This is a genomic window from Leptospira chreensis (genome assembly GCF_016919165.1).
GTDB lineage: Bacteria > Spirochaetota > Leptospiria > Leptospirales > Leptospiraceae > Leptospira_A > Leptospira_A chreensis.
Genome location: NZ_JAFFPS010000057.1, coordinates 245,879 through 267,094 on the forward strand (window position 1 = coordinate 245,879; position 21,216 = coordinate 267,094).

General features: G+C 38.3%; 20 protein-coding genes. 12 read left to right on the plus strand and 8 right to left on the minus strand.

Annotation, left to right across the window (positions count from 1 at the left end; all coding sequences use genetic code 11):
* The first annotated feature begins 88 nt into the window (after positions 1–88).
* The 5 genes from JWG41_RS16130 to JWG41_RS16150 are packed head-to-tail and all read left to right on the plus strand — an operon-like array spanning position 89 to position 7,794.
* Positions 89–1,390: an imelysin family protein gene (locus JWG41_RS16130; protein WP_232374039.1), complete on the plus strand. Its 1,302-nt coding sequence runs from the start codon at positions 89–91 to the stop codon at positions 1,388–1,390.
* A 21-nt stretch (positions 1,391–1,411) separates the two neighbouring features.
* Positions 1,412–2,938, plus strand: a complete 1,527-nt coding sequence (locus JWG41_RS16135) for a di-heme oxidoreductase family protein (RefSeq protein ID WP_205270777.1) — start codon at positions 1,412–1,414, stop codon at positions 2,936–2,938.
* Positions 2,935–4,071 (plus strand): imelysin family protein, encoded by a 1,137-nt coding sequence (locus JWG41_RS16140; protein ID WP_205270776.1) that lies wholly within the window; start codon positions 2,935–2,937, stop codon positions 4,069–4,071. Before JWG41_RS16135 ends, JWG41_RS16140 begins: the two co-directional genes overlap by 4 nt.
* A complete protein-coding gene (locus JWG41_RS16145; protein WP_205270868.1) occupies positions 4,061–5,416 on the plus strand; it encodes an HTTM domain-containing protein in 1,356 nt (451 codons plus the stop codon). The genes JWG41_RS16140 and JWG41_RS16145 overlap by 11 nt, the downstream gene beginning before the upstream one ends.
* The gene (locus JWG41_RS16150) at positions 5,413–7,794 is read left to right on the plus strand and encodes a TonB-dependent receptor family protein (RefSeq protein ID WP_205270775.1); all 2,382 of its coding nucleotides are present in this window, start codon (positions 5,413–5,415) and stop codon (positions 7,792–7,794) included. The genes JWG41_RS16145 and JWG41_RS16150 overlap by 4 nt, the downstream gene beginning before the upstream one ends.
* 67 nt (positions 7,795–7,861) lie before the next feature.
* Here the strand turns inward: JWG41_RS16150 and JWG41_RS16155 are convergent, their stop codons facing one another.
* Together JWG41_RS16155 and JWG41_RS16160 are read right to left on the minus strand one after the other, a co-directional pair.
* On the minus strand, positions 7,862–8,752 hold the full coding sequence (locus JWG41_RS16155; protein ID WP_205270774.1) for an LBF_1199 family protein: 891 nt from the start codon (positions 8,750–8,752) through the stop codon (positions 7,862–7,864).
* 67 nt (positions 8,753–8,819) lie between these two features.
* The gene (locus tag JWG41_RS16160; RefSeq protein ID WP_232374037.1) at positions 8,820–10,091 is read right to left on the minus strand and encodes a Kelch repeat-containing protein; all 1,272 of its coding nucleotides are present in this window, start codon (positions 10,089–10,091) and stop codon (positions 8,820–8,822) included.
* A gap of 183 nt (positions 10,092–10,274) precedes the next feature.
* Here JWG41_RS16160 and JWG41_RS16165 point away from each other — a divergent pair, with 183 nt between their 5' ends.
* The 5 genes from JWG41_RS16165 (at position 10,275) to JWG41_RS16185 (ending at position 13,645) form a co-directional block, all read left to right on the plus strand.
* Positions 10,275–11,375, plus strand: a complete 1,101-nt coding sequence (locus tag JWG41_RS16165; RefSeq protein ID WP_205270862.1) for a hypothetical protein — start codon at positions 10,275–10,277, stop codon at positions 11,373–11,375.
* Between the two features lie 21 nt (positions 11,376–11,396).
* Positions 11,397–12,176 (plus strand): helix-turn-helix domain-containing protein, encoded by a 780-nt coding sequence (locus tag JWG41_RS16170; RefSeq protein ID WP_232374036.1) that lies wholly within the window; start codon positions 11,397–11,399, stop codon positions 12,174–12,176.
* A 101-nt stretch (positions 12,177–12,277) separates the two neighbouring features.
* A complete protein-coding gene (locus tag JWG41_RS16175; protein ID WP_205270772.1) occupies positions 12,278–12,586 on the plus strand; it encodes an antibiotic biosynthesis monooxygenase family protein in 309 nt (102 codons plus the stop codon).
* A 268-nt stretch (positions 12,587–12,854) separates the two neighbouring features.
* Positions 12,855–13,256, plus strand: a complete 402-nt coding sequence (locus JWG41_RS16180; RefSeq protein ID WP_205270771.1) for a hypothetical protein — start codon at positions 12,855–12,857, stop codon at positions 13,254–13,256.
* Positions 13,256–13,645, plus strand: a complete 390-nt coding sequence (locus JWG41_RS16185; RefSeq protein WP_205270863.1) for a hypothetical protein — start codon at positions 13,256–13,258, stop codon at positions 13,643–13,645. Before JWG41_RS16180 ends, JWG41_RS16185 begins: the two co-directional genes overlap by 1 nt.
* 603 nt (positions 13,646–14,248) lie before the next feature.
* Here JWG41_RS16185 and JWG41_RS16190 read toward each other — a convergent pair.
* The 4 genes from JWG41_RS16190 to JWG41_RS16205 all read right to left on the minus strand — a co-directional run bounded on the left by JWG41_RS16190 (position 14,249) and on the right by JWG41_RS16205 (position 18,265).
* Positions 14,249–14,851: a YdcF family protein gene (locus tag JWG41_RS16190; RefSeq protein WP_205270769.1), complete on the minus strand. Its 603-nt coding sequence runs from the start codon at positions 14,849–14,851 to the stop codon at positions 14,249–14,251.
* A gap of 257 nt (positions 14,852–15,108) precedes the next feature.
* Positions 15,109–16,140, minus strand: a complete 1,032-nt coding sequence (locus tag JWG41_RS16195) for a beta propeller repeat protein (protein WP_205270768.1) — start codon at positions 16,138–16,140, stop codon at positions 15,109–15,111.
* 225 nt (positions 16,141–16,365) lie between these two features.
* Positions 16,366–17,478 (minus strand): MBL fold metallo-hydrolase, encoded by a 1,113-nt coding sequence (locus tag JWG41_RS16200; protein WP_205270865.1) that lies wholly within the window; start codon positions 17,476–17,478, stop codon positions 16,366–16,368.
* Between the two features lie 70 nt (positions 17,479–17,548).
* A complete protein-coding gene (locus JWG41_RS16205) occupies positions 17,549–18,265 on the minus strand; it encodes a hypothetical protein (protein ID WP_205270767.1) in 717 nt (238 codons plus the stop codon).
* Positions 18,266–18,534: 269 nt separating this feature from the next.
* Between JWG41_RS16205 and JWG41_RS16210 the strand changes: the two genes are divergently transcribed.
* Together JWG41_RS16210 and JWG41_RS16215 are read left to right on the plus strand one after the other, a co-directional pair.
* Positions 18,535–19,002: a hypothetical protein gene (locus JWG41_RS16210; RefSeq protein WP_205270766.1), complete on the plus strand. Its 468-nt coding sequence runs from the start codon at positions 18,535–18,537 to the stop codon at positions 19,000–19,002.
* 148 nt (positions 19,003–19,150) lie between these two features.
* Positions 19,151–19,837 carry an SH3 domain-containing protein gene (locus tag JWG41_RS16215; protein ID WP_205270765.1) on the plus strand — a complete coding sequence of 229 codons (687 nt, stop codon included), beginning with the start codon at positions 19,151–19,153 and terminating at the stop codon, positions 19,835–19,837.
* 179 nt (positions 19,838–20,016) lie between these two features.
* Here the strand turns inward: JWG41_RS16215 and JWG41_RS16220 are convergent, their stop codons facing one another.
* Together JWG41_RS16220 and JWG41_RS16225 are read right to left on the minus strand one after the other, a co-directional pair.
* Positions 20,017–20,577 carry a ClpP family protease gene (locus JWG41_RS16220; protein ID WP_205270764.1) on the minus strand — a complete coding sequence of 187 codons (561 nt, stop codon included), beginning with the start codon at positions 20,575–20,577 and terminating at the stop codon, positions 20,017–20,019.
* A 9-nt stretch (positions 20,578–20,586) separates the two neighbouring features.
* Positions 20,587–21,165, minus strand: coding sequence for an RNA polymerase sigma factor (locus tag JWG41_RS16225; RefSeq protein WP_205270763.1), 579 nt, complete (start codon positions 21,163–21,165; stop codon positions 20,587–20,589).
* Positions 21,166–21,216 lie beyond the last annotated feature (51 nt).

Sequence of the window (21,216 nt, forward strand, 5' to 3'; positions counted from 1 at the left end):
TAAAACCATTTGCTCTCTAAACCCCCTTTATGAACGTTGTTTAAATAATAATGAGAATTATTCTCATTTATAAAGGAGAGAACCCCATATGATGAAGTCGAAACGCACTCTTACATTCGTACTTTCACTTGGACTTGTAATGAATTACTGTAGTCTTTTGGAACCAGAGAAAACCGATTCCAATAATATACTCGCAGCACTGGTCTTAGTCGGCACTGCCCCCAACCAATCCGCTTTTTTGGAGACCTACTCCCAAATTGCCTTTCAAAATTATAGCGATGCGTATACGGACGTGGTGGCCTTACGACAAAAGGTAACTGCTTTTACCGGCAAAGCTTCCCCGACTCTCGCGGAACTGAATGAAGTAAAGTCTTATTGGAGACGGGCCAGACGAAGTTACTTACAAACGGAAATCTTTCGTTTTAGTAAGGGACCTATCGACAACCCAGCACTTACCGATGGTGTAGAACTGGAACCTTTAATGAATGCATGGCCTTTGGATGAAGGTTATATTGATACTGTGATCCTGACTGGTACGATCACAAAACAAGGATTAATTGATGCAAACGGAGGGGACTGTGCTACCGGAACTTGTCCTGATGGAGATCCTGCAAAGAATATTTCGGTAGGTTGGCATGCCATTGAATACCTTTTGTGGGGAGCTGATGCAGCAAATAACTTCACACCGGGAACTACAATTACCCAAACCAATTTTACAACAGCCAATGGTAGTGGAAGTGCAGCAGCAAAACGTTCCGCTTATCTTTTGTATTCCACTGAGATTTTGGAGACACATCTCCTACAGTTGAAAAATGCATGGGATCCTTCTCTTTCCACTTCCTATGTTTCTAAATTCAAATCCAGTTCCTCATCGTTTGAAAATATCCTTCGGGGGATTGCTCGTTTCTCTGGTGGAGAATGGGGTGGAGAAAGGATGACAGGTGTGTTTGGTGGGGAACAAGAAGAAGAACATTCTTGTTTTTCTGACAATACCAAAGCTGATTTTTATTACGATGCCAAAGGATTGGATAATCTTTATAATGGAACTTATACAGGTTCTAAAACCATCAATGGTTATGGATTAAAAAATCTTTTAGGAAATGAATCAACTTACATCAAAGAACGAATTGCAACAGCAGAATTATTCTGCCTGAATGAATTCACTGAAGATGTATCTCTCAACCAAGCTTGTAATAGTTCCATCATTTCGAGTCGTTTTGACCGAATGATTGCAACTGTGAACGTATCCGGCTCTGCGACAGAGAATGCTGATTACAATATCTTCCGTTACCAAATCCAACCAGCAGTACAAGAAATTGCAAAAGCTCTACAAAGATCGGCTGCCAGTTTCGGTGTCTCGATTGGAGATGATGGTTTAGTTCTCGAATAAAAGAAAAATAAAAATAGAAAAATGAAATTGAAACACCTTATCCTAATCATCAGTCTCGGATTGATATTCCAATGCAAAAAAAATGATGATGAAAAGACGACGACTGCCCTTATCCTTGCTGCTATTCTATCCTCTCCCCAATGTTCTTCGGGAGATTTTTTAAACGATCCTTGTGAACAATTCAGTGGTGGAGATACTACCACGTTTGACTCCACTGAGTCTGCTTTTGATTTAGAAGCAGCCAATGTGGTGGATTCAAAACGTTCTATTGATTTCCAAGATGGAAATGCAAACTTCAATCGCACCTGGCTTCCTGCAGGAAATTCTTCTGTTGCAGGACTTGGACCTGTCTTTAACAACCGTTCGTGTCAAGGTTGTCATGTCAAAGATGGACGAGGACGACCCCCCGCCGATGGAACGAGTCTTAGTTCCATGCTCCTTCGATTGAGTGTTTCCGGATCCAATCCTACGACAGGCGGACCACTTCCCTTGACCAACTTCGGTACCCAATTGAATACGGAAGGCATTTTGGAATTTGGAACCGGAACCCAAATTCCAAAAGAAGGAACTGTGGTGATCACGTATACAGAGGAAGCGGGAAATTTTCCTGATGGAGAAAGTTATTCACTCCGTAAGCCAAGTTATGCGATCACTTGGAATGTCGGAGGTGGTGCCACTCAAATCAATGTGGCAAATCCCGGACAACCTTATCATCCAACGGACAATGCCTCTGGTAGTTATTTGATTTCTCCAAGAACGGCACCCATCCTTCCGGGGCTTGGACTCCTCGAAGCTATCCCCGAAGCAACCATTAGGTCCTTTGCTGATGTAAGCGACTCTAATGGAGATGGAATTTCTGGAAAACCTAACATGGCTTGGGACACAACACAAGCAAAAGCATTCCTCGGAAGGTTTGGATGGAAAGCAAACCAACCGAATTTAAACCATCAAAATGCCAGTGCCTTCCTGGGTGATATCGGACTCACCACTCCTGTTTTCCCGAGTGAAAACTGTGCCACTGGACAATCGGTTTGTACAGCAAGTCCTTCGGGGAATGGGGGAAGTCCAGAAATCTCAAACGAACGTTTAGCGCGAGTTACATTCTATACAAGTTTAGTCAGTGTGCCAGGAAGAAGAGGTTGGAGAACAGAAGATGTAAGAAAGGGAAAAGAATTATTCATTCAGATTGGATGTTCCTCTTGTCATATCCCTAGATTGAAAACGGGAAATCATTTCATTTCAGAAATTGCCAACCAAGAAATACGACCTTATACCGATTTGCTCTTACATGATATGGGTGACGGTCTCAGTGACCACCGCTCCGATTTCTTAGCAACAGGGAATGAATGGAGAACCACTCCGCTCTGGGGACTTGGTCTCATTGAACGAGTCAATGGTCATGAACTTTTACTTCATGATGGAAGGGCGCGAGGCATGCAAGAAGCCATCCTTTGGCATGGTGGGGAAGGAGAACAAAGTAAAAACAATTACAAACAACTCCCGAAAGAATCGAGAACCAAAGTCCTTAGTTTTCTAAAATCTTTATGAAAGTAACGAAAACCCTATCAAAATTTTTTATCTATGGATTCTATCTATTGTTATATAGTTGCGCCGTCCAATCAGATAAGGCTTCCGAAAAAGCAGAAATTCTCGGATTGGTGGATACGTATTTAAAGACCTATACTACTTCCAGTTTACTTGCTGATATATCAAACAACCTAATCATTCCTAAATATAACAACTTAGACAGTAAGATATCGGCGTTACAAACAGCTGCTGCTACGTATACAGCCACACCCGATGTTACCAATTTAAACCTGGTTCGCAATGCTTGGATCGAAGCAGATTTTGCTTACAGACAAATAGAATGGGCTTATTTTGGACCGGCTTATATTCCTTATAATGTTTATTTATACTTGGATAGTTTTTCCAGAGCTTTTCCCATTGACCCCACATCCATTGAATCAAAAATCACTTCGAATCTAGCACCTAACGGACTCAGAGTGGACGGACTGGATGCCGTGGAGTATTTACTTTTTAAGGATAATGTCGGAACAACGAATACTGCATTTGCCGATACCAATAGAAAAACCTATCTCACAAAACTCATCCAAGATATCAAAACCCAAACGAGTTTACTCCTTTTCCATTGGGATAAATCTAGAACCTCTTCCTTTTATTATTCCTTTACTAATGCAGGAAAAGGAAGTCGCGATTATCCGAATACGAAAGACGGACTGACGGAGCTGACAAACCAAATCGTATTTTTTTGTAATACCATTGTTGATATCAAAATTGCAGAACCTTCAGGATTACGGGTCACAAATTTAGGTGTGAAGGATATCACAAAAGTAGAAACACCGTATGCCAACTTATCACTCGATTCCCTCTTACAAAACTTACAAGGCCTCTCCGATTTGGGCGATGTTGGCTTCTACCGATTTTTAGGACTTAGAAGTGAAACGGTGGTTCCCAGACTCAAAGAACAAATTAAAACCACAAGTGCATCCGTAACTTCTTTAAAAACAAAATACGGGACCTTCCAAAATGCCATTACCACAGGTGGTAGCGACGTCGAACTGATGTTAAATGAATTTAAAAAACTAAGAGTTCTCATCACAACAGAAGTGATCAGTTCCCTTGGCGGCACCATCGGGGTGAGTTCAAATGATGGGGATTAAAAACTTACTCCAACCAGTCCCTTCTCTTTCCCTACATTTTTTTAGGATTGGGTATGGGTTTGCGACTACCATTTTAATCTTCAGATATTTCTATTATGGCTGGATTCATTCTTACTTTATCAAACCCAGCTTTTTCTTCAAACATTTTGGTTTTGAATGGATCCATCCCTTAGCACCTGCTTTCACCTATCTACTATTTGGTGTTCTGCTAATCACAGCTTTCGGGATTTTTCTTGGGTATTTTTTAAGATTCAATCTCTTTGTATTTACGATTGGATTTACATGGTTCCATTTCTCTGATGCCACCATTTATCTAAATCATTATTATCTGATCTCGCTTCTTGGTTTTTTATTATGGTTATCACCAGTGAGTAAGTCAAACCTTCCTCTATGGCAATGGAGGGATTGGGTCAATCAAACAAAACCGATTCCCAAATTTTGGCTCTATGCTTTTCGTTTGCAAATGGGACTCATTTATTTTTTTGGAGGAGTTGCCAAACTCCAACCCGATTGGTTATTCGAAGCCCTACCGTTAAAACTTTGGTTGTACCAATCAGAAGGAAAACTCACATTTCTTGATCCCGTCCTTGGCCTTCCTATTACCGCTTATGCCTTTTCATGGATTGGCGTAATCTTTGATTTAAGTATTCCCTTTTTACTTTGTACGAAACGATTTCGATTCTTTGCTTGGTTTGTGGTTCTATTCTTCCACTCCTTTACATCCTTTCTTTTTCCCATTGGAGTTTTTCCCATTGTAATGAGTCTTTCTTCCTTGATTTTCTTTGCGCCGGACTGGCCCCTTCGATTGATCCATCGATTTTTAAAAAACAAAGTGGGCACTCCCAAATCTAAAGAAGCCGAAATCCAACGGGCGAACCAAAACCTTGACATCGGATCTGAATCAAGTTTTGCCACTGGCTTTCGATTCAAGGAATACGCACTCTTCACCTATCTTCTGTTACAAGTTACGATTCCCTTCCGACATATTTTTTATCCCGGACAAGTGATTTGGACAGAAGAAGCCATCAAATTTTCATGGCAAGTGATGGTCGCAGACAAAGTGGGATCTGCTATTTTTTTTGTGAATGGCAAATCTATCGATCCAAGAGAAACACTCACCGACTACCAATATCGAATGATGACCATCCAACCGGAACATATCTTACAATTTGCCAATTATCTACAACAAAGAGAATTTGAAAGGTCGGGAAAAAAAGACCTAGCCGTGTATGTTCAATCTCATGTTTCCATCAACGGGAAACCATCTAGGCCTTTATTTTCACCGAATGAAGATCTTACGAAAATCAAAATTAATCTTTCTCCCTTAAAAGGACTGCTTCGATGAAGTATCAATGCGTAAAACCAACTCTAGTTTTCTTCTTACTCTTTTCTGCGAATCTAAAGATTCATTCCCAATCCAATACAGAAGAAAAAGAAACAAAACCGCAAAAAAACGAAGGGATTCATGTCATTGGTAGCAAAAAGGAAGACTTAAAAAAAATACCAGGATCAGCTTATATCATCGATAAAAAATATCTCGAAGAAGCATCTCCCACAGATCCCATGGAAGCGTTACGCAGAGCTCCCGGTGCGAGCGTTCGTTTCCAGGATGCAGCAGGCCTCACACCAAACATTGGTTTTAGGGGGGTGAGTAACGAAGAATCTAGAAAAACTCTAATCTTAGAAGATGGAATTCTAACTGCCCTCTCTCCTTATGGACAACCAGAAAGTTATTACTCTCCTTCTATTGAAAGAATGGAAAGGATCGAAATCATTAAAGGATCTGGTTCCATTTTATTTGGACCAAATACCATTGGAGGGATTGTTAACTTTGTCACCAAACGCCCACCAGTTGAATCCACCTTCTATACAAAAAATGTGGGAGGTGAAAATGGATATTTATCTACATACAATTCTTATGGGAAAACTTTTAACTCTAGTTCTTTTGAAGTATCCTTACTCAGAAAACAAGGAAATGGATTTCGGAATTACCAAAATTTCGATGTTACAGAAGGGAACGTCAAATGGATCCAAGATTGGAACGAAAACCATAGCACGACGATCAAATTGGGTTATCATGTTCAGAATGCTCAATCCACATACTTAGGCCTCTCTCAAGGATTGTTTCGGATGGATCCAAAAATCAATCCGGCAGAATATGATGAAAAACAATTGAACCGAGGCCAGTCGGTCATTTCTCATAATTGGAAACTATCTGATGACCATAATCTCATCATCCGTGGATATTTTTCTCAGGCAGAAAGAAACTGGGCAAGGCAAGACTTTTTATCCGGCAAATCTTCGTCAGGTGGTTACCTCAATGCACCACAAGATACACTTCGCACCTACTCCCCTGGGATTATAGGAAATCGCCCCGGAGATACGATTTATATGCGCGAGTCTTACATTAGCCGAGACCAATCCTTTATGGTCGGCGGTGTAGAAACAAAACTCGAATCTAAATTTTCTACCTTGGGACTCAAACATGAAACCGACCTTGGGATTCGGCTTCATGGAGAAAATAACCTAACCCAAACCAACTTAAAAAAAACAGATGATCCCTCAGGATATCTCACAAAAGCCATTGTCCAAGAAGAGTCTCTTGTCACAAACATCGCACAACCGGCTTTACCCAATTTCAATCTCAACAGACAGGAAAGAAAGATCGAATCCTTTGCGGCTTATTTCCAGGACCGGATCCAACTTTCTGAAAACTGGAAACTCATACCCGGAGTTCGTTTCGAAGAAGTGAGACAAAAAGCCATCACAACAAGAAGGCAAGCCACTGCCGAAGATTACCGGTTAGGTGCAGTGATTCCCAATGATGTTTCTGTGAACCGTCGCAGTTCCAGTGAGTCAAGAACTCATATCATCCTGCCAGGAATTGGGGTTACTTATGATATCACAAAGAAATTCATTTGGTTTTCAGGAGCCCATAAGGGATTTTCCCCGCCTACCTTTGGAACTTCATTCAGTCCTCAAGGCAATGACTATCGCCTCAAACCGGAAACATCCACCAATTATGAAACGGGAGTCAGAGGAGATATCACTTCCTATTTGTATACGGAACTTGTTGGATACAAAATGTATTTCCGAGACCAAATCATCAATGTAAACGAAGTTGGTGGAGAAGCAGGGATTCGACCAGCAAACACGGGTTATTCAACCCATACAGGCGGAGAATCTGTGATTGTTTGGGATCCAGCAAAAATGCAAAATTCAGAATGGAGAGTGCCTATCGAATTGATTTACTCTCGCATCGAAGCCAAATCCAGAAGTTTCAATCCATTTCCTGTATCCCAAACCAGTGATGGTAGAGAAATAATAGAAATCCTGCCGGCGTATACAATCAACAACAACCAATACATTTCCACAGACACAACAGGAAACTATTTACCTTACGTTCCCAAAGAAACCATAACGACGGCGATTAGTGTTTCATCACCGCAAGGGTATTATGGCCGGCTGGAATACCAATACATAGGAAAACAATATTCTGATTTGTTAAATACTAAAGATGAATCAGAGGATGGGAACAAAGGTACAATTCCCAAAGTGGAACTTTGGAATACAAGTTTTGGATACCGGTCTCCTGATAAGTGGTCCGTATTTATTAACGCAAAGAACATCCAAGACAAACAATATGTTTCCGGAAGATTGCCAACGGGAATCCAACCCGGGCCTTTTCGTCAAATCAATGTAGGATTCACATTGGAACTATAGTCTTAGTCACAAAAGAATCTAGATGATGTGTCTTAAATTTGAAGATTTTTTTATCCGACAAAAGTCTTTAAAAATACTTTCCGACCCGATCATAATTGCCAAGTGCTGAAATAATGGTTGTTTCTTCCCAAACATCGAAAACGGCACCATTGGCTTTCATATACACCAAAACATCCCCTCGGTCTAAAGTGGGTATTTTGGTTAACTCTCGTAATACGAGCGATAGACGATCTGGGTCTCGTTTGTTTGGAGAAAGTTCTGCCTCTGACTTAAAATCAAATCGTTCTCCCAAATTCTGACAGAATGTTTCCCAAACTCGAATGGATTCCAATATGGATTCCAATCGAATTCTGTTTTCCATTTCTTTTGGCGTTTGTTCGCCGGACTTTTTAATTCCAGATACCATCATCATTCGCAAATAATAATAGAGTGTATGACTATTGAGCAAAATTTTACGAATTTCATTTTCACGAAGATTGGAAAATATTCCCAGCAAAGTCTGCATCGTCATATTCTTTTCTTCTAATATATCAAAATAAGCTTCCCAAGTTTGAGGATCCAAATTGGACAAAAGATGAATCTTTAAAGTGGGATCTCTGTCCATTTCCTCAGCTAGAGATAAAATTCGCAAACTTTGTGCCGAATTAAATAAGGTCCTAACTTGTAAAAAATAGGAATTGGAATCAAAGTTACCCGATAAAAATTGTTTTCCGTATCCAAAATAGATAAACTTCATCAAAAGTTCTGGCGTTAGGTTGTTATCATTCAAAAAACGTCTGGAACCTTCCTCGGAACGAAGAAGCCATAGATATTCAAAAACCAAATCACAAAATTCATCTTCCGCCAACATATGATCGGCTAAAGATTTTAGATCTGCTCCCTGTTCGATGGATTGGAAAAAGTCTAATAGTTCCGTGGGAGATGCATTTTTCCAGAACTCTGACGCTTTCCATCGCATCGTTATTTTGTATGTGTTTTCATGAGTTATGTCAATTGAATTTTAGAAAGATTCAAATTCTATTATATTAGTATAAATTCCAATAACTACTGCGCAATAGATTAGCACATAGTTTACCATTCGTTCGTGGATCGATGACAAGTACTCGATCATCTGTATGTGGAATAGAGTATATCTTTCCGTTAGGTGCCAATACTGCATCACCCCACTTATTTCCTCCAGAAATACCTGAGTTATAGGTGGTGGACGTAAGAGTCATCGGGTCAATCGCAATGAAATCGGTGATATCTGCAGGGATTGTGTAAATTTTTCCATCGGCAGCCAACATCCCACCTCTCCATTTACTTGTCCCACCGCTAGGCGAAGGCCATAAACTCATAGAATCATTCATAGGATCGATGATCAAAAAATCTGAGTCGTCAGATGCCATGGCAAAAATTTTCCCGTTAGGTGCCAAAACTCCATGTCTCCATTTATTGGTGCCAGTGAATGCCTTGGGATTCGGGAGTAGATAACTTCGTTCCGAATAAGGATCTAAGACAAAAATATAATTACTAATGACCGGGAATGCATAGATTTTTCCATTCGGGGCAAGAACGCCCCCTTCCCACATATTGGGTTCTACCAAAGGAGAATCAATGGTTCGGGTAGTGTCTGTTTTGGGATCAATCACTAGGATTTTACTAGAACTCAAAGGAATTCCATAAATCAAACCATTTGGCGCAAGCACTCCTCCACGCCACTTTCCAACTCCTGATTCCGGAGATTGCAAAGTATAACTTTCGTTTGTTTCTGGTTTGATGACTAAAATTTTATCGGAGTCTCTCGGGATGGCGTATATTTTTCCATTTGGTGCCAATACTCCACCTTCCCATTGTGCTGCTCCACTGATTCCAGTGGAAACAACGGAAGTTTCATTTGTATTTGGATCCAAAACTAGAAAGTCAGAACGGTTAAATGGAATGGAATAAATTTTTCCGTTATCGGCAAGAACACCTCCAAGCCACTTCGCCGTACCTGTATAAGGTGGAGTAAAGGTAGTAAAGCTAACACTGGTAGATCCGAGCGCGGCTTGTTTTTTCATTTCCTCAGATACATATTTCCAACGTCGGGGTTGGATGATGGAGAGTGGATCCATATCGCAAATAGAACGATTGGGGGCAACAGATCCGCAAAACTCTCGATCATCATCGACGAGAATTCGCGCGAGGTAAAAATCCTGAAAAGATTCTGAGCCTGGGTCACATCCGTTTTCTAAACCTGGTAACTTACAAGAAAGGAAAAGAAGATGGGTACAAAGACCAAACCAAATCAGGGCTAACGTTTCATGGGGCTTCAAGGGGAGAGATCTCTTCTGGAAAAGAGAGTTCTCATTGCTCTATAAATTGTCAAACGAAAGAAATTTACAAAAAAATCGAAGAGAAATCTATGTTTTTACCAGAGGGGTTCTCAAAATTGTCTCTTGACAATCCATTGGTTAAAGGGAACCATTTGCCAATACTTCTGGTGGTTTTCCTCTTCAATGAAAGTCTATAAACAATTTCCCACAAAACATTCGTTTTCTCACACTTTAAAAGTTATCACTTTAATTTTGTTCACAAGCGTTGGCTGTGCTTTCATAGCGATCCCAGATCCATTGCCGATAAAACAAAACACATCTTCATTGGATAAATTAGGAATCTTAATCACTAAGAAGGAATTAGATCCAAAAGTTATATATCGACCGAAACAAGAAATAATTCTCACTTTGATACAAAATGAAATCATTGAAGAAAATAAATCGAACGAACAATTTGTCCTAATCGACAATTTTGGAGACAAAGATGGTTTCGACTACAATCAAGAACATTTTGGTGTAGAAAGAAAGAATGTATTAGAATTACAATATAGCTACCGACAGTCATCAGTTCCAATCGTTATGAATATATTCGGGGTGCTTACATTAGGAATTTTACCGATAAAACAAAATTTTCAATTACATGTGACACCCATTATTCACGACTCAAATGGCCAACAAACAACACTTACCAAAATTGAATCTCCAGTTTTGTCGGAATGGAGGAGTTGGTTTTTATTTCCCTTTGGATACACTGAATCCAATGAAAGCGTTTTCCTACAGAACATTATTAAATATTCTCTCCATTCAGGATTGGAAGAAATAAAAGAGAAAAAAATTGCTGTTAGCTCTTACTCAACAAAAATCGACAAACTCAACTTACCCTTCCGATTGAAATTAGTTAGGGAAATTGAATGCGGAGGATCATTGTTATTTGCTTATAGACAAACAATCAACTCAGCAAAAGGTAAAAAAATTTGCAAAACAATCATTCACTTTGCAAACAAAACAGACAAAATCGTAACTTTAGATTCTAAAAGTTTTATCTTAAAAGTTGAGAACACAAATATTTCTCCCATTGAATCCATTCCAGGTCCCAATGGTGAAATGCAAAATTTGAGTCCCAAACTATCATTACAGCCAAAAGAAACTCGCCAATATAATGGAATTGCACTATATTTTTCGATGGACTCCAAATTAGGAATTCCTTCCTTCTTAGAATACAGCGATAAAAATATATCGGAACATCCAATTTTTATATCTGTAAAACCGCAAAAACATGAGTAGTGAGATTCATAATTACCGTTTATGAGCATGGAAGTTTATAGTTTTCTTCCATGTAAAACTTTAGAACCTTACGTTCAAAAATATCTAATCATAGAATCGGAAGGAGGAATCGAGAACCGAATCCTTCCGAATTCAAATCTTGTTTTATCTTTCCAACTGAGCGGAAACTTACGATCCGAAGAAACAAATACACTCTATGACTTACCTCGCGCTGGCATTGCTGGATTTAGAAAGTCACCAAGGAAGATCATCTACTCCCGAAATTCTTCGGCCCTACTTGTCATCCTTACGGAAATCGGCGCTTATGCATTTTTCAAAGAACCAATTTCTGAGTTCTATGGGAAAACCGTTAGTTTAGAAGATTTAATCCCGACATCCTTAGTTCGAAAAATCGAAGAACAACTATTTGTTTGCAAATCAGAGGAAGGGCGAATTTCTTTAATCGAGACTTTTTTACTTCAGAATCGAAAAGATCGAATCATAGATCCGATCATCAAACAAACTTTATTCAAAATCCAAAGCCATAAAGGGAATATAAAGATCAAAGATCTAACACAGGGTCTTCCCATTAGCCTAGATTCATTAGAAAAAAAATTTAAAACCTCGATTGGAACTACAATCAAACATTACGCAAGTCTCTTAAGAATTCAGTCGGTCATAAGATCCCATTCCCGGGAAAAAAATCTAACCGATCTGGCTTACTTAGCAGGATACTTTGACCAGTCCCACCTAAACAAAGAATTCAAACTTTATACTGGTCAGTCGCCCAAGGAGTTTTTCCAACACCCACAAAACTGGTGATCCAATTTCCTTTTCTGATTTTTTACAATTTTTTATCATTAGATTACTGTATCCTATTGTATAACCGGGTTACCGAAACCCCAAAAACATAAGAGGAAACAATGAACCAAATTCTTATCGATCGATTCGATTTCCCCAAAGAATCCAAAGAACCCTTTTTAGAACGAGTGAAAATCAACCGTGACTTGATCAAAACCATAGACGGATTTTTGGGTGATGAAACATACATCCGGGAGGAAAACGGAAGAATCCAGTTTGTAACCATTGCTATCTGGAAAGACCAAGGAAGTTTAGACAATGCAAAGACTTTGGTGTTTTCCGAATGCCAAAAGCAAGGTTTTGTGATGCCGGATTTTTTGGCTAGGTATTCCATCAAAATAGAACGTGGAATTTATAAGCGTATGCCATAAACATTATGATTTTTCTCTGAACATTGTTTAAGCCAAAATACAAAAACTGTTTGGCTTTTTTAAAACAAACAGCGGTTTTGTGAGTGACAAACAAAAAATAGTCATTTAGATACTGTTTGTGCAAAAGAATAGAAAGCATATTCTAAAATTTGAATTAATACAAAATACAATTAAAATTTTCAACAGGATCTGTCTTGGTGTTTTGCTTCTCGTCGTCATCCCCAAATGTGATGATAAAGAATCTGAACGGATATACCGAGATAATGTTTTGATTACTTTTTACATGGGTGTTTTGCCTGGAATGATCGATAATTGTCCAGCGGCTGAGTTTACAGTCGAAAAGGGAGTTGACTATCCTATCTCATTACAAAAGGGAAATACATCTTGGTTTCAATTTTCACCGAGAGGGAATGTGAAACCACAGGAGGAATCGAGAGATTATTTTCTCACCGTCACAAAGGATAGTTCAACTTCGATTCTATTAAAGGCTTGGAGATCTTGTAAAAACTTTTCATCACCACCTAGTGCGGGAATGACTCCCTATACAGAAACACCTACAGAAGTAAAATTTAAAATAGAATATGACTCTTTACAATTTCCAGAGCGCAACCGTTATCATTTAGAATTAACTTCCGAGAACCAAACAACAGTAACCATCCGACAAAACTGATGAAAAATACAAAAAATCACTTTTTAATTGATATCACTTCAACTTTCTTTTCTAAACCTATCTTGATTCTATTTTTATTCCTAAGCTCTTGCGGAGAAAAGGAACTCGGAGTGAAACCAGATCCTTTAGTCCAATTATTTGTTATCAATTTTGCGAATGATTATTATTCAAACTCCTGCCAATACCCTTCTTTGGTATTAAAAAAGGGAGAATCATACAAGTTAGAATTAAAGTTAGACGAACAGAAATGGTTTCGATTTTCACAAGAAGGAGTCACTACTAGTCCTTCTTCAGTATCCCACCATTCCTTTTTTATACAAAAAGCGACAAATACGGAAGTATCCTGGATCACTAGCTCAAACTGTCTTACATCACCATCCTATACATAGGACCGAACTCCCATCACGGCAATCGCTACTGAATTAAAATTTAATTTATGGAATTCCGATTTTATTTCTGACAACCGCCCTAACCCACCACCCTCAAAAAACGGATACTATGTAAAACTCATTTCCGGTGATCCCAATATTATCATTCGATTTGAATAACAAAAAAATCGTCCAGGAATTACTAACAGTTTCATTGTATAAAAGAGAGTGAAATTTTTCTCAATTCGTGACCTTGCAATATTTTCGATTCGCCTAGATTCACCATTGGTCTTCATTGATTGGGGAAATCATTTTATTTTGTGATCAAATTACTTTGGAAAGGCCCTCACTTTGGTAATTTACTTTCGATAGAAATCAATGCGCAAAGGAAAGAAAGTGTAGATCGAAACTAATGGAAAAAGGTAAGTGACTTACCTTTTACAGGGACTTACACTCCACACTGAATGGCTTTTTTCCACAAATTTCTAAATCGAGCAACTTACGAAAGTAAGCGAGTTACCTTTTCCCAACAGACACCACCCACAACTCCCCCAAACAAAATTCATCCAAAAGAATCCAATCCTCGAATCTCTATCCCTTACCTATTCCCCCTCACTCAGCTACCTATCTTTTAATCAAATGCAATCTATACCCTCTCATCATTAGAAAATCATAAGATGCCATCACTTCCTCTGGAATTTCTACAGAGTCTTGAAATCCTTTCTTGGGATATTCAAATAACCTTTGAAAATCACCAACGAGTTCATGAATGAATAACTCCAATGAGAGGAATTTGTGAGGAGCGTCTAAAAACGGATAATCAGGGGATGCGAGAATCGGTATGAGTTCCGGCCATTGTCTTTGCAATGCTAACTTTACCCTTAAAGTCATGGAAGGTTTTTGGATCACGATGACCTTTTTTGGAATCAATTCCAAATCAGCTAACAGAAGTTTAGAATACAGGATGTTTTCTCCCGTATTCGTCGATTTATCTTCTACTAAAATGCATTTAGGATCAACACCTTCTGCAATGGCCTTTTCTGCAAAAGATTTTGCTTCCGAAGATGGGAAAATATCTTTTGTAAAAAAGTTAACCCCACCGGAAAACAAAATCCTACTGGCAAAACCTCCTTTCCAAAGTTTGGCGGCATAACTTGCCACTCGAATGTCATGACTACACAAAACAAAAATTAAATCTGATTTTTCTAAAGGATCATTCCATATCATAAATTTCCACAGGATGGACGAATGGAATAGATCTTCTTTGGGTATTGAATTCAAAGACCACCAATTAGTTAATGTATTTTTTTTAAATCCCAGTGAGATATCTACCGGTCTTTTCAATTACAGATGATGCTTTTTTGAAAATAAGATCGAATGTATAAAAACTAAAATCCAACCCAGACTATTCGGACATTGGATTTTAGTTATAAACTTTTGTTAGATTAAACTTTTATATTGGACCCCGACGGAAAATTACGAATTCAATCGCAACTAGCAGTCATTACCTTAGAAGTTCCAGCATCACTAGAAACTGCCACAAAACGATTGTTTCCAAATGTAATGGCGCTCCAAGATTTTTGTTCAGGAGTTACCTGAGCTTTCCAATTGATTCCGTCTTGTGATGTCATTATCCGATTGGTTCCATTTGACGATACTGCAACAAAAAGTCCATTTCCATAAGTTATCGAACTCCATGTGTTAGCTTCCGTTGCTGTTTGTGCCGTCCATGTAATTCCATCAGGTGAAGTCATCAGCTGGTTCGAAACAGCCCCACTAGCTACAGCTACGAATTGACCATTTCCATAAGTTACGGAAATCCAAGTATTACCTACAGGTGCCGTTTGTGCTGTCCAAGTAATCCCGTCAGGAGAAGTCATAATCCGATTGGTACCACCAAAAGCTACAGCCGCAAATTTACCGGCTCCATATGCAATTGAAATCCAAGTATTAGTTTCCACCCCGGTTCGTCCTGTCCAAGTGATTCCATCGGGAGAAGTCATCACTTGATTGGTTCCATTTCCGGCCACAGCTACGAATTGACCATTTCCGTAGGTTACTCCCCTCCATTGGTTATTATTTGCAGAATTACGATCTGTCCAAGTGGCGCCATCTGGAGAGGACATTACCTTAACAGTCGCAGAGGGAGAAGTTGTAACATAAATACCATTTCCATAAGATATGGAAACAAATGAACCTACTGTTGAAGTAGTATGTCCTGTCCAAGTGATTCCATCGGGAGAAGACATGGATGGAGTAGTTCCATTGGTAGCAATCGCAACAAATTTGTCGCCGTATGTGACTGCGGACCATGTGTTTGTTTCCGCCGGAGTTTGAATTGTCCAATTGAGTGTTTTATTTTGGCATCCTAAACTCGACGTACTGTTGGCCGACGAAGCTAAGCCACCAAGTAAAAGTAAGGAAAGGGAATCATTATTTTCCTTTTCGGGAGTACAACCGATTGCGGAAAAAATAAGCAAACTGGAAAAAAGAACGGAACCATAGATTTTTCTCATTTTTGGGACACCATAGTAAATTTTAATCCTTATGATTCGAATTTACTAATGGACTGTCAAACCGCATTTTTGCATTTAACGAAGATTAGTAACAAAATCAACGACTGGGTTTTCAAGCTTCCCCAGCCACTTTCATGATTGATTTGTCTAAAATTTTGCTACGAATGGTCTAGAAAAATCAAAATCCTTATATTATTGGTTCGTAAAACATTGTTTAAATTGGAATCATTCTGATCCTATTAGCTTTTTCCACCATCTCTCCATTAGATTGGGCTCCCGAATTTTGACGAGTTGTCCAAACTTGGGAGTGAGGAGATCAATTTTATAAATCTCTGCTTGTTTCTCGAGTGCTTCCGCTGGTTCATACCAACTATGTAAGGCAAGATTAAACATTCCCCAATGGACTGGCACAAGTCTTTTACCTTTCAAATCCATATGAGCCTTTGCAGTCTGTTCGGGTAAAACATGCACAGCTTCCCACATAGAATTGTATTGCCCATTTTCAATAAATGTTAAATCAAAAGGACCATACTGATCCCCAATGTCTTTAAAGTGGACATCGTATCCAGAATCTCCGCTAAAATAGAATCTTTCTTTTTCTCCAATCACTGTCCAAGAAGACCAAAGTGTTTTATTCCCATTCGTACCACTCCTACCAGAAAAATGTTGAGCGGGGGTACAAACAATTTTTACTTTCCCTAAGTCGATACTTTCCCACCAATCTAGTTCCATTAGGCGATCTTCAGGAATCCCCCATTCTTTCATGTGCGAAGTGACTCCAAGAGGAGTTAAAAATTTTGTATTTTTAGTTTTAAAAAATTCGATTGTCTGCATATCGAGATGATCATAATGATCATGGGATATGATGATAAAATCAATCTTTGGTAATTCTTCCAATTTCACGACAGCATCTTGAAATCGTTTGACCATAAAACTAAAAGGAGCCGCCGATTCAGAAAACACAGGATCAAAAAATAATACTTTGCCTTCAATGTTTACGAGAAAAGTCGAATGTCCAAACCATATGAATTTAATACTTCCATCCGGTTTTAAAAACTCTTCAAAATCAGGTTTTTCTTCCGGCAATTTAACATCCGGCTTTTGGTTTTTATCCCCACCAAAGAAGAATTTAAAAAATAAGGAAAAGTAGTTTTGTCCTTCCCTCATCTTTTCTATGACATCGGGCCTGCGGTTTACGAACTGCTCTCTGGTTTCATCAAAGTGAGTGGATTTTTTTATTTTCTCAAGGTGTGTTCCGTGCGGATCCTTTCCGAACGCTTTGCATTGAACGAAGGAAAATGTAAAAAATAATAAAAGATAAAAAGGTAAATATTTCAAATACTTCTCTCCAGAAAATGAATTCGAATTTAGACTCATTTTCTAGAATAAAAAGTAAATTTGGTTCACTTCATTTTTCGAGAGATTGTAATTTTTGTTTCGCTTTCGCATGCCAAAAACCGGTTTTTTGCATTTCCACTATGGATTGTAAAAATCTTATTTCCGCAGACCGCTGGTTTTTTCCAAATTTCAAATCAAATATCTGTTTTTCTTGGTCTGGATCTATCCGTCTCTGGTAAAACTCTGAGTTATCAAGGATTTGATTGAATTCAATGGTAAAGTTTGCTGAGCTTGAAAATAAGGAAGTAGAAGAAGGAATTACTTTTGTTTTTATTGTAAATATCCCTAAAAAAACTATTTCTCCAGGTGCACCTTTAATTTTAAGTGTTTTATGGCTTTTGAAAGGATTTAAACGAGAATTCATATTCATTCTACATTTGTCACCGCAACTCCTTACCCACTTGAGTTCCCTAACCAAATATTCTTTATCACCGTTTAACACATTAGGGTTGAACATTGATTTTTTTGATGAGTGTGAGTAAGAAACATAAGATTTTTCTTCTTCTTCATAATAATAAAAAGGACTCTTCGTGGACTGACCTTTAAATATTTCTTTGGTTTCATCAATCTCTTCGATTTCGAAAATTTCGATATTTTCTCCATCCAATGATTGAAGATAGGTAAAACTACTCGCAATCAGGATATCTTTTCTTTCCGTTTCATCAAAAAGAAGAAAACCGACTAATGTTTTTTTGCCCTCTTCCTTTGCATCCCTTGGATCAAACAAACGTTCTGTGGTAGATTTACAAGACAAACCGAGCAATACAAAAAAAATACAAACAATTCTAAAAACAATCGATTTAACGGGAAACATTTTCTTATATGAGAAGATTTATTCAACAGTGTCAACAAAAAATAACTTGTCATTAGGTGGTAATTCATTAGATTTTGCTGATGCAACATTACTTTAGAATTATTTTTTATTTTATTATTCTTACATTATTCACAAACTGCATCACATTTGCGAACAAATTGCCCGAAGTCGATGAGGCTTTTATGAAAAGTTTAAAACAAAGCCCAACTTCGAAATCCATTACGATTTATCCACCCTCATTCATTGCCCATCCAGAAATCGTAGTTTCTGACGCAAAACGAATCAAACTAGCATTTGAAGAATCTGGATATTTTAAATCTGTGAAACTAGGCGATAAAGAAGACGAAATTTATGCATTGGTATTTTATTCTAGGAAGGCGGATACAGGGTATGGGCCAGTGATTAGTGGCATAACCTTTGGAATCATACCAGGTATTGGTTATGATAAAATAGCAACCGAAGTTACCTTTAGAAACAATGAAACAGGCAAAGCAAAATCTTATTCAAGAGAATCAGAAGTCAAGATATACATGGGTTGGATTTTCCTCCCACTATGGCCCTTTTTTCAAGAATCACCGGAGTTGAAGAAAATTATGCAACACCAAGTGAACTCAATTTTGAAAGAAGCAAAGTTGGATGGATTGATATAAAGAACTTTATAGGAATCTAATACAATCTCGCGGAGGTGGTCTTCAAAAATTCAGAATCCCTATCCCAAAACTTCAAAATTTAGTTGTTTTCTCTACGATTCTTCGACAATGATGAACAAAATTACCGAAGGATCAAATAAGAAACTAAATGAAACACCAAATCGTAGTTACATTCATTATAATCACATCGTTTTATTCCCAACAACTCCTGCCTTGTGAACCTTTCGACCCAGTACTTTTAAAACCGACTGACTCATCACGAGAAGATAAAGATTTTTTCTCTTTCAAACAAAAGTTAGAAAAAGCCATCCAAGAAAAAAATGTAAAATTCATAGAATCCATAATTGATCCGCAAATTTCTTTTGCATTTTCTGAAGACGGGATGGGCAAAACAAAATTTCTAAAATACTGGAAACTAGATAAGAAACCGAAAAATCCAGAATTCTGGGACCGGCTCTCCCAAACCATAAATCTTGGATTTACATTCAAAGACAATATCTGGTCGGCTCCTTTTTTATTTAACCAAACACCGGAATCCGTTGATTCATATAACTCTTCGCTCATCATAGGAAACACAGTCAATGTTAGAAACAAACCTTCAAAAAAAGGAGCAATCCTAACACAACTTAGCTGGGAATTTGTTAAAAATGAATATGATGAAAACTCAAAACAAGACCCAAAAGAACCATGTAACTTTAAAAAGGTTTGTATCTCCGACGGGCAAATTGGTTACATCTGCGAACAGTATTTACGCAGTCCAATGGATTACCGCGTTGGATTTTCTAAAAAAAACAATTCCTGGATGATGATTTTCTTTGTAGAAGGTAGCGATTAAAAGATACCAAAAGGTGAAAACTTTTGGTATAAAAATTCGATATTTTGGGAATAGATTGCGAATATTAGGAAGTTAGGATATAGGGGAAGAACGCACTTCCCACGAGCCACTCCCCTCCACCCTAACTCGGGCGGGGGTTTGTAGATTCGCCACAACATTATGTCTCTTACTCCACAAGATCAATCCCCTATGATCTTATCAATGATCCCATATTCCAGAGCTTCGGTCGCGGAAAACCAAGTATCTCGCTCCGTGTCTTCCATAACCCTCTCTAGTGGTTGCTCCGTTGCCTTTGCCATAATTTCGTTTAACAAATCTTTTTCCCTCCGAACGGATTCGGCAAAAATTCGGATGTCTTCTGCCGGTCCCTTAAATTCGCCCATAACATGTGGTTGGTGGATCAATACTTTACTGTGAGGGTATGCAAAACGATTTCCCTTTGCACCGGAAAGCAAAAGAACCGCACCAAAGGACATGGCCATCCCTAAACAAATAGTATAAACAGGATTATGTAGGCTCTTCATTACATCGAGAATCGCCAAACCTGCATAAGTGGAACCACCGGGAGAATGAATATATAAAGTAATAGGTCTTGTCGGATCTAATGCTTCAAGATACAAAAATCGATCAATTAGATATCTGGCGGAGTTATCATTAACTTCCCCCCAGAGAAAAACCTTTCGTTGTTCTAAATATACGTTTTCAATTTGCCCATTAGAATAAACTTGAGTTGCTTCCAAAAGATCCTCCTATGCTGCCATCAGATATGTGGCACAAGCTTCTGGTCGAAAGGTTTCACCGATTCTGCTCTTAAGAATTTTCTTTAGATAGATATGCCTCTTTTTAATAAAAGATAAAGTTTTTCCTTCGGAGATCGAAATTTCGGATAAGGAATAATTTTTGTAATAGTATAGTTCGATTAACTTTTGATCTGCTGGATCCAATTGATTTACATTTTTTAAAATAGTATCGAAACATTCTTTTTCTAAATAAGAGGAATCTGATTCTTTTGCATTTTGATCGATTTGATTTGGATCCACGAAGACTAAATTTTGGTTTTCCTTTTTTCTGAGAATGCGGTCTCCGTATTTGATCAGATTTCTTTTCAATAAAGTAGGAAAGGCAGCAGGAGTTGTGATTTTTTCCAGATTGCGATAGAGGTCCCAGAAAGATTCCTGAACTATATCCTGCGAAAGATCTTCGTCATTGATAATCTTGGATGCAAATTTGATAGCAAAACGGGAAAATCGATTTTGTAAAACGGTCCAAGCGCGCAAATCACCCGACTTTGCCCGTTGAAAAAGCTCAATATAAGATTTGTCATTCATACACTCAAATGTCCCAGTCAGTTCTCATTTGGTTCCAAAAAAAGAAAGTTC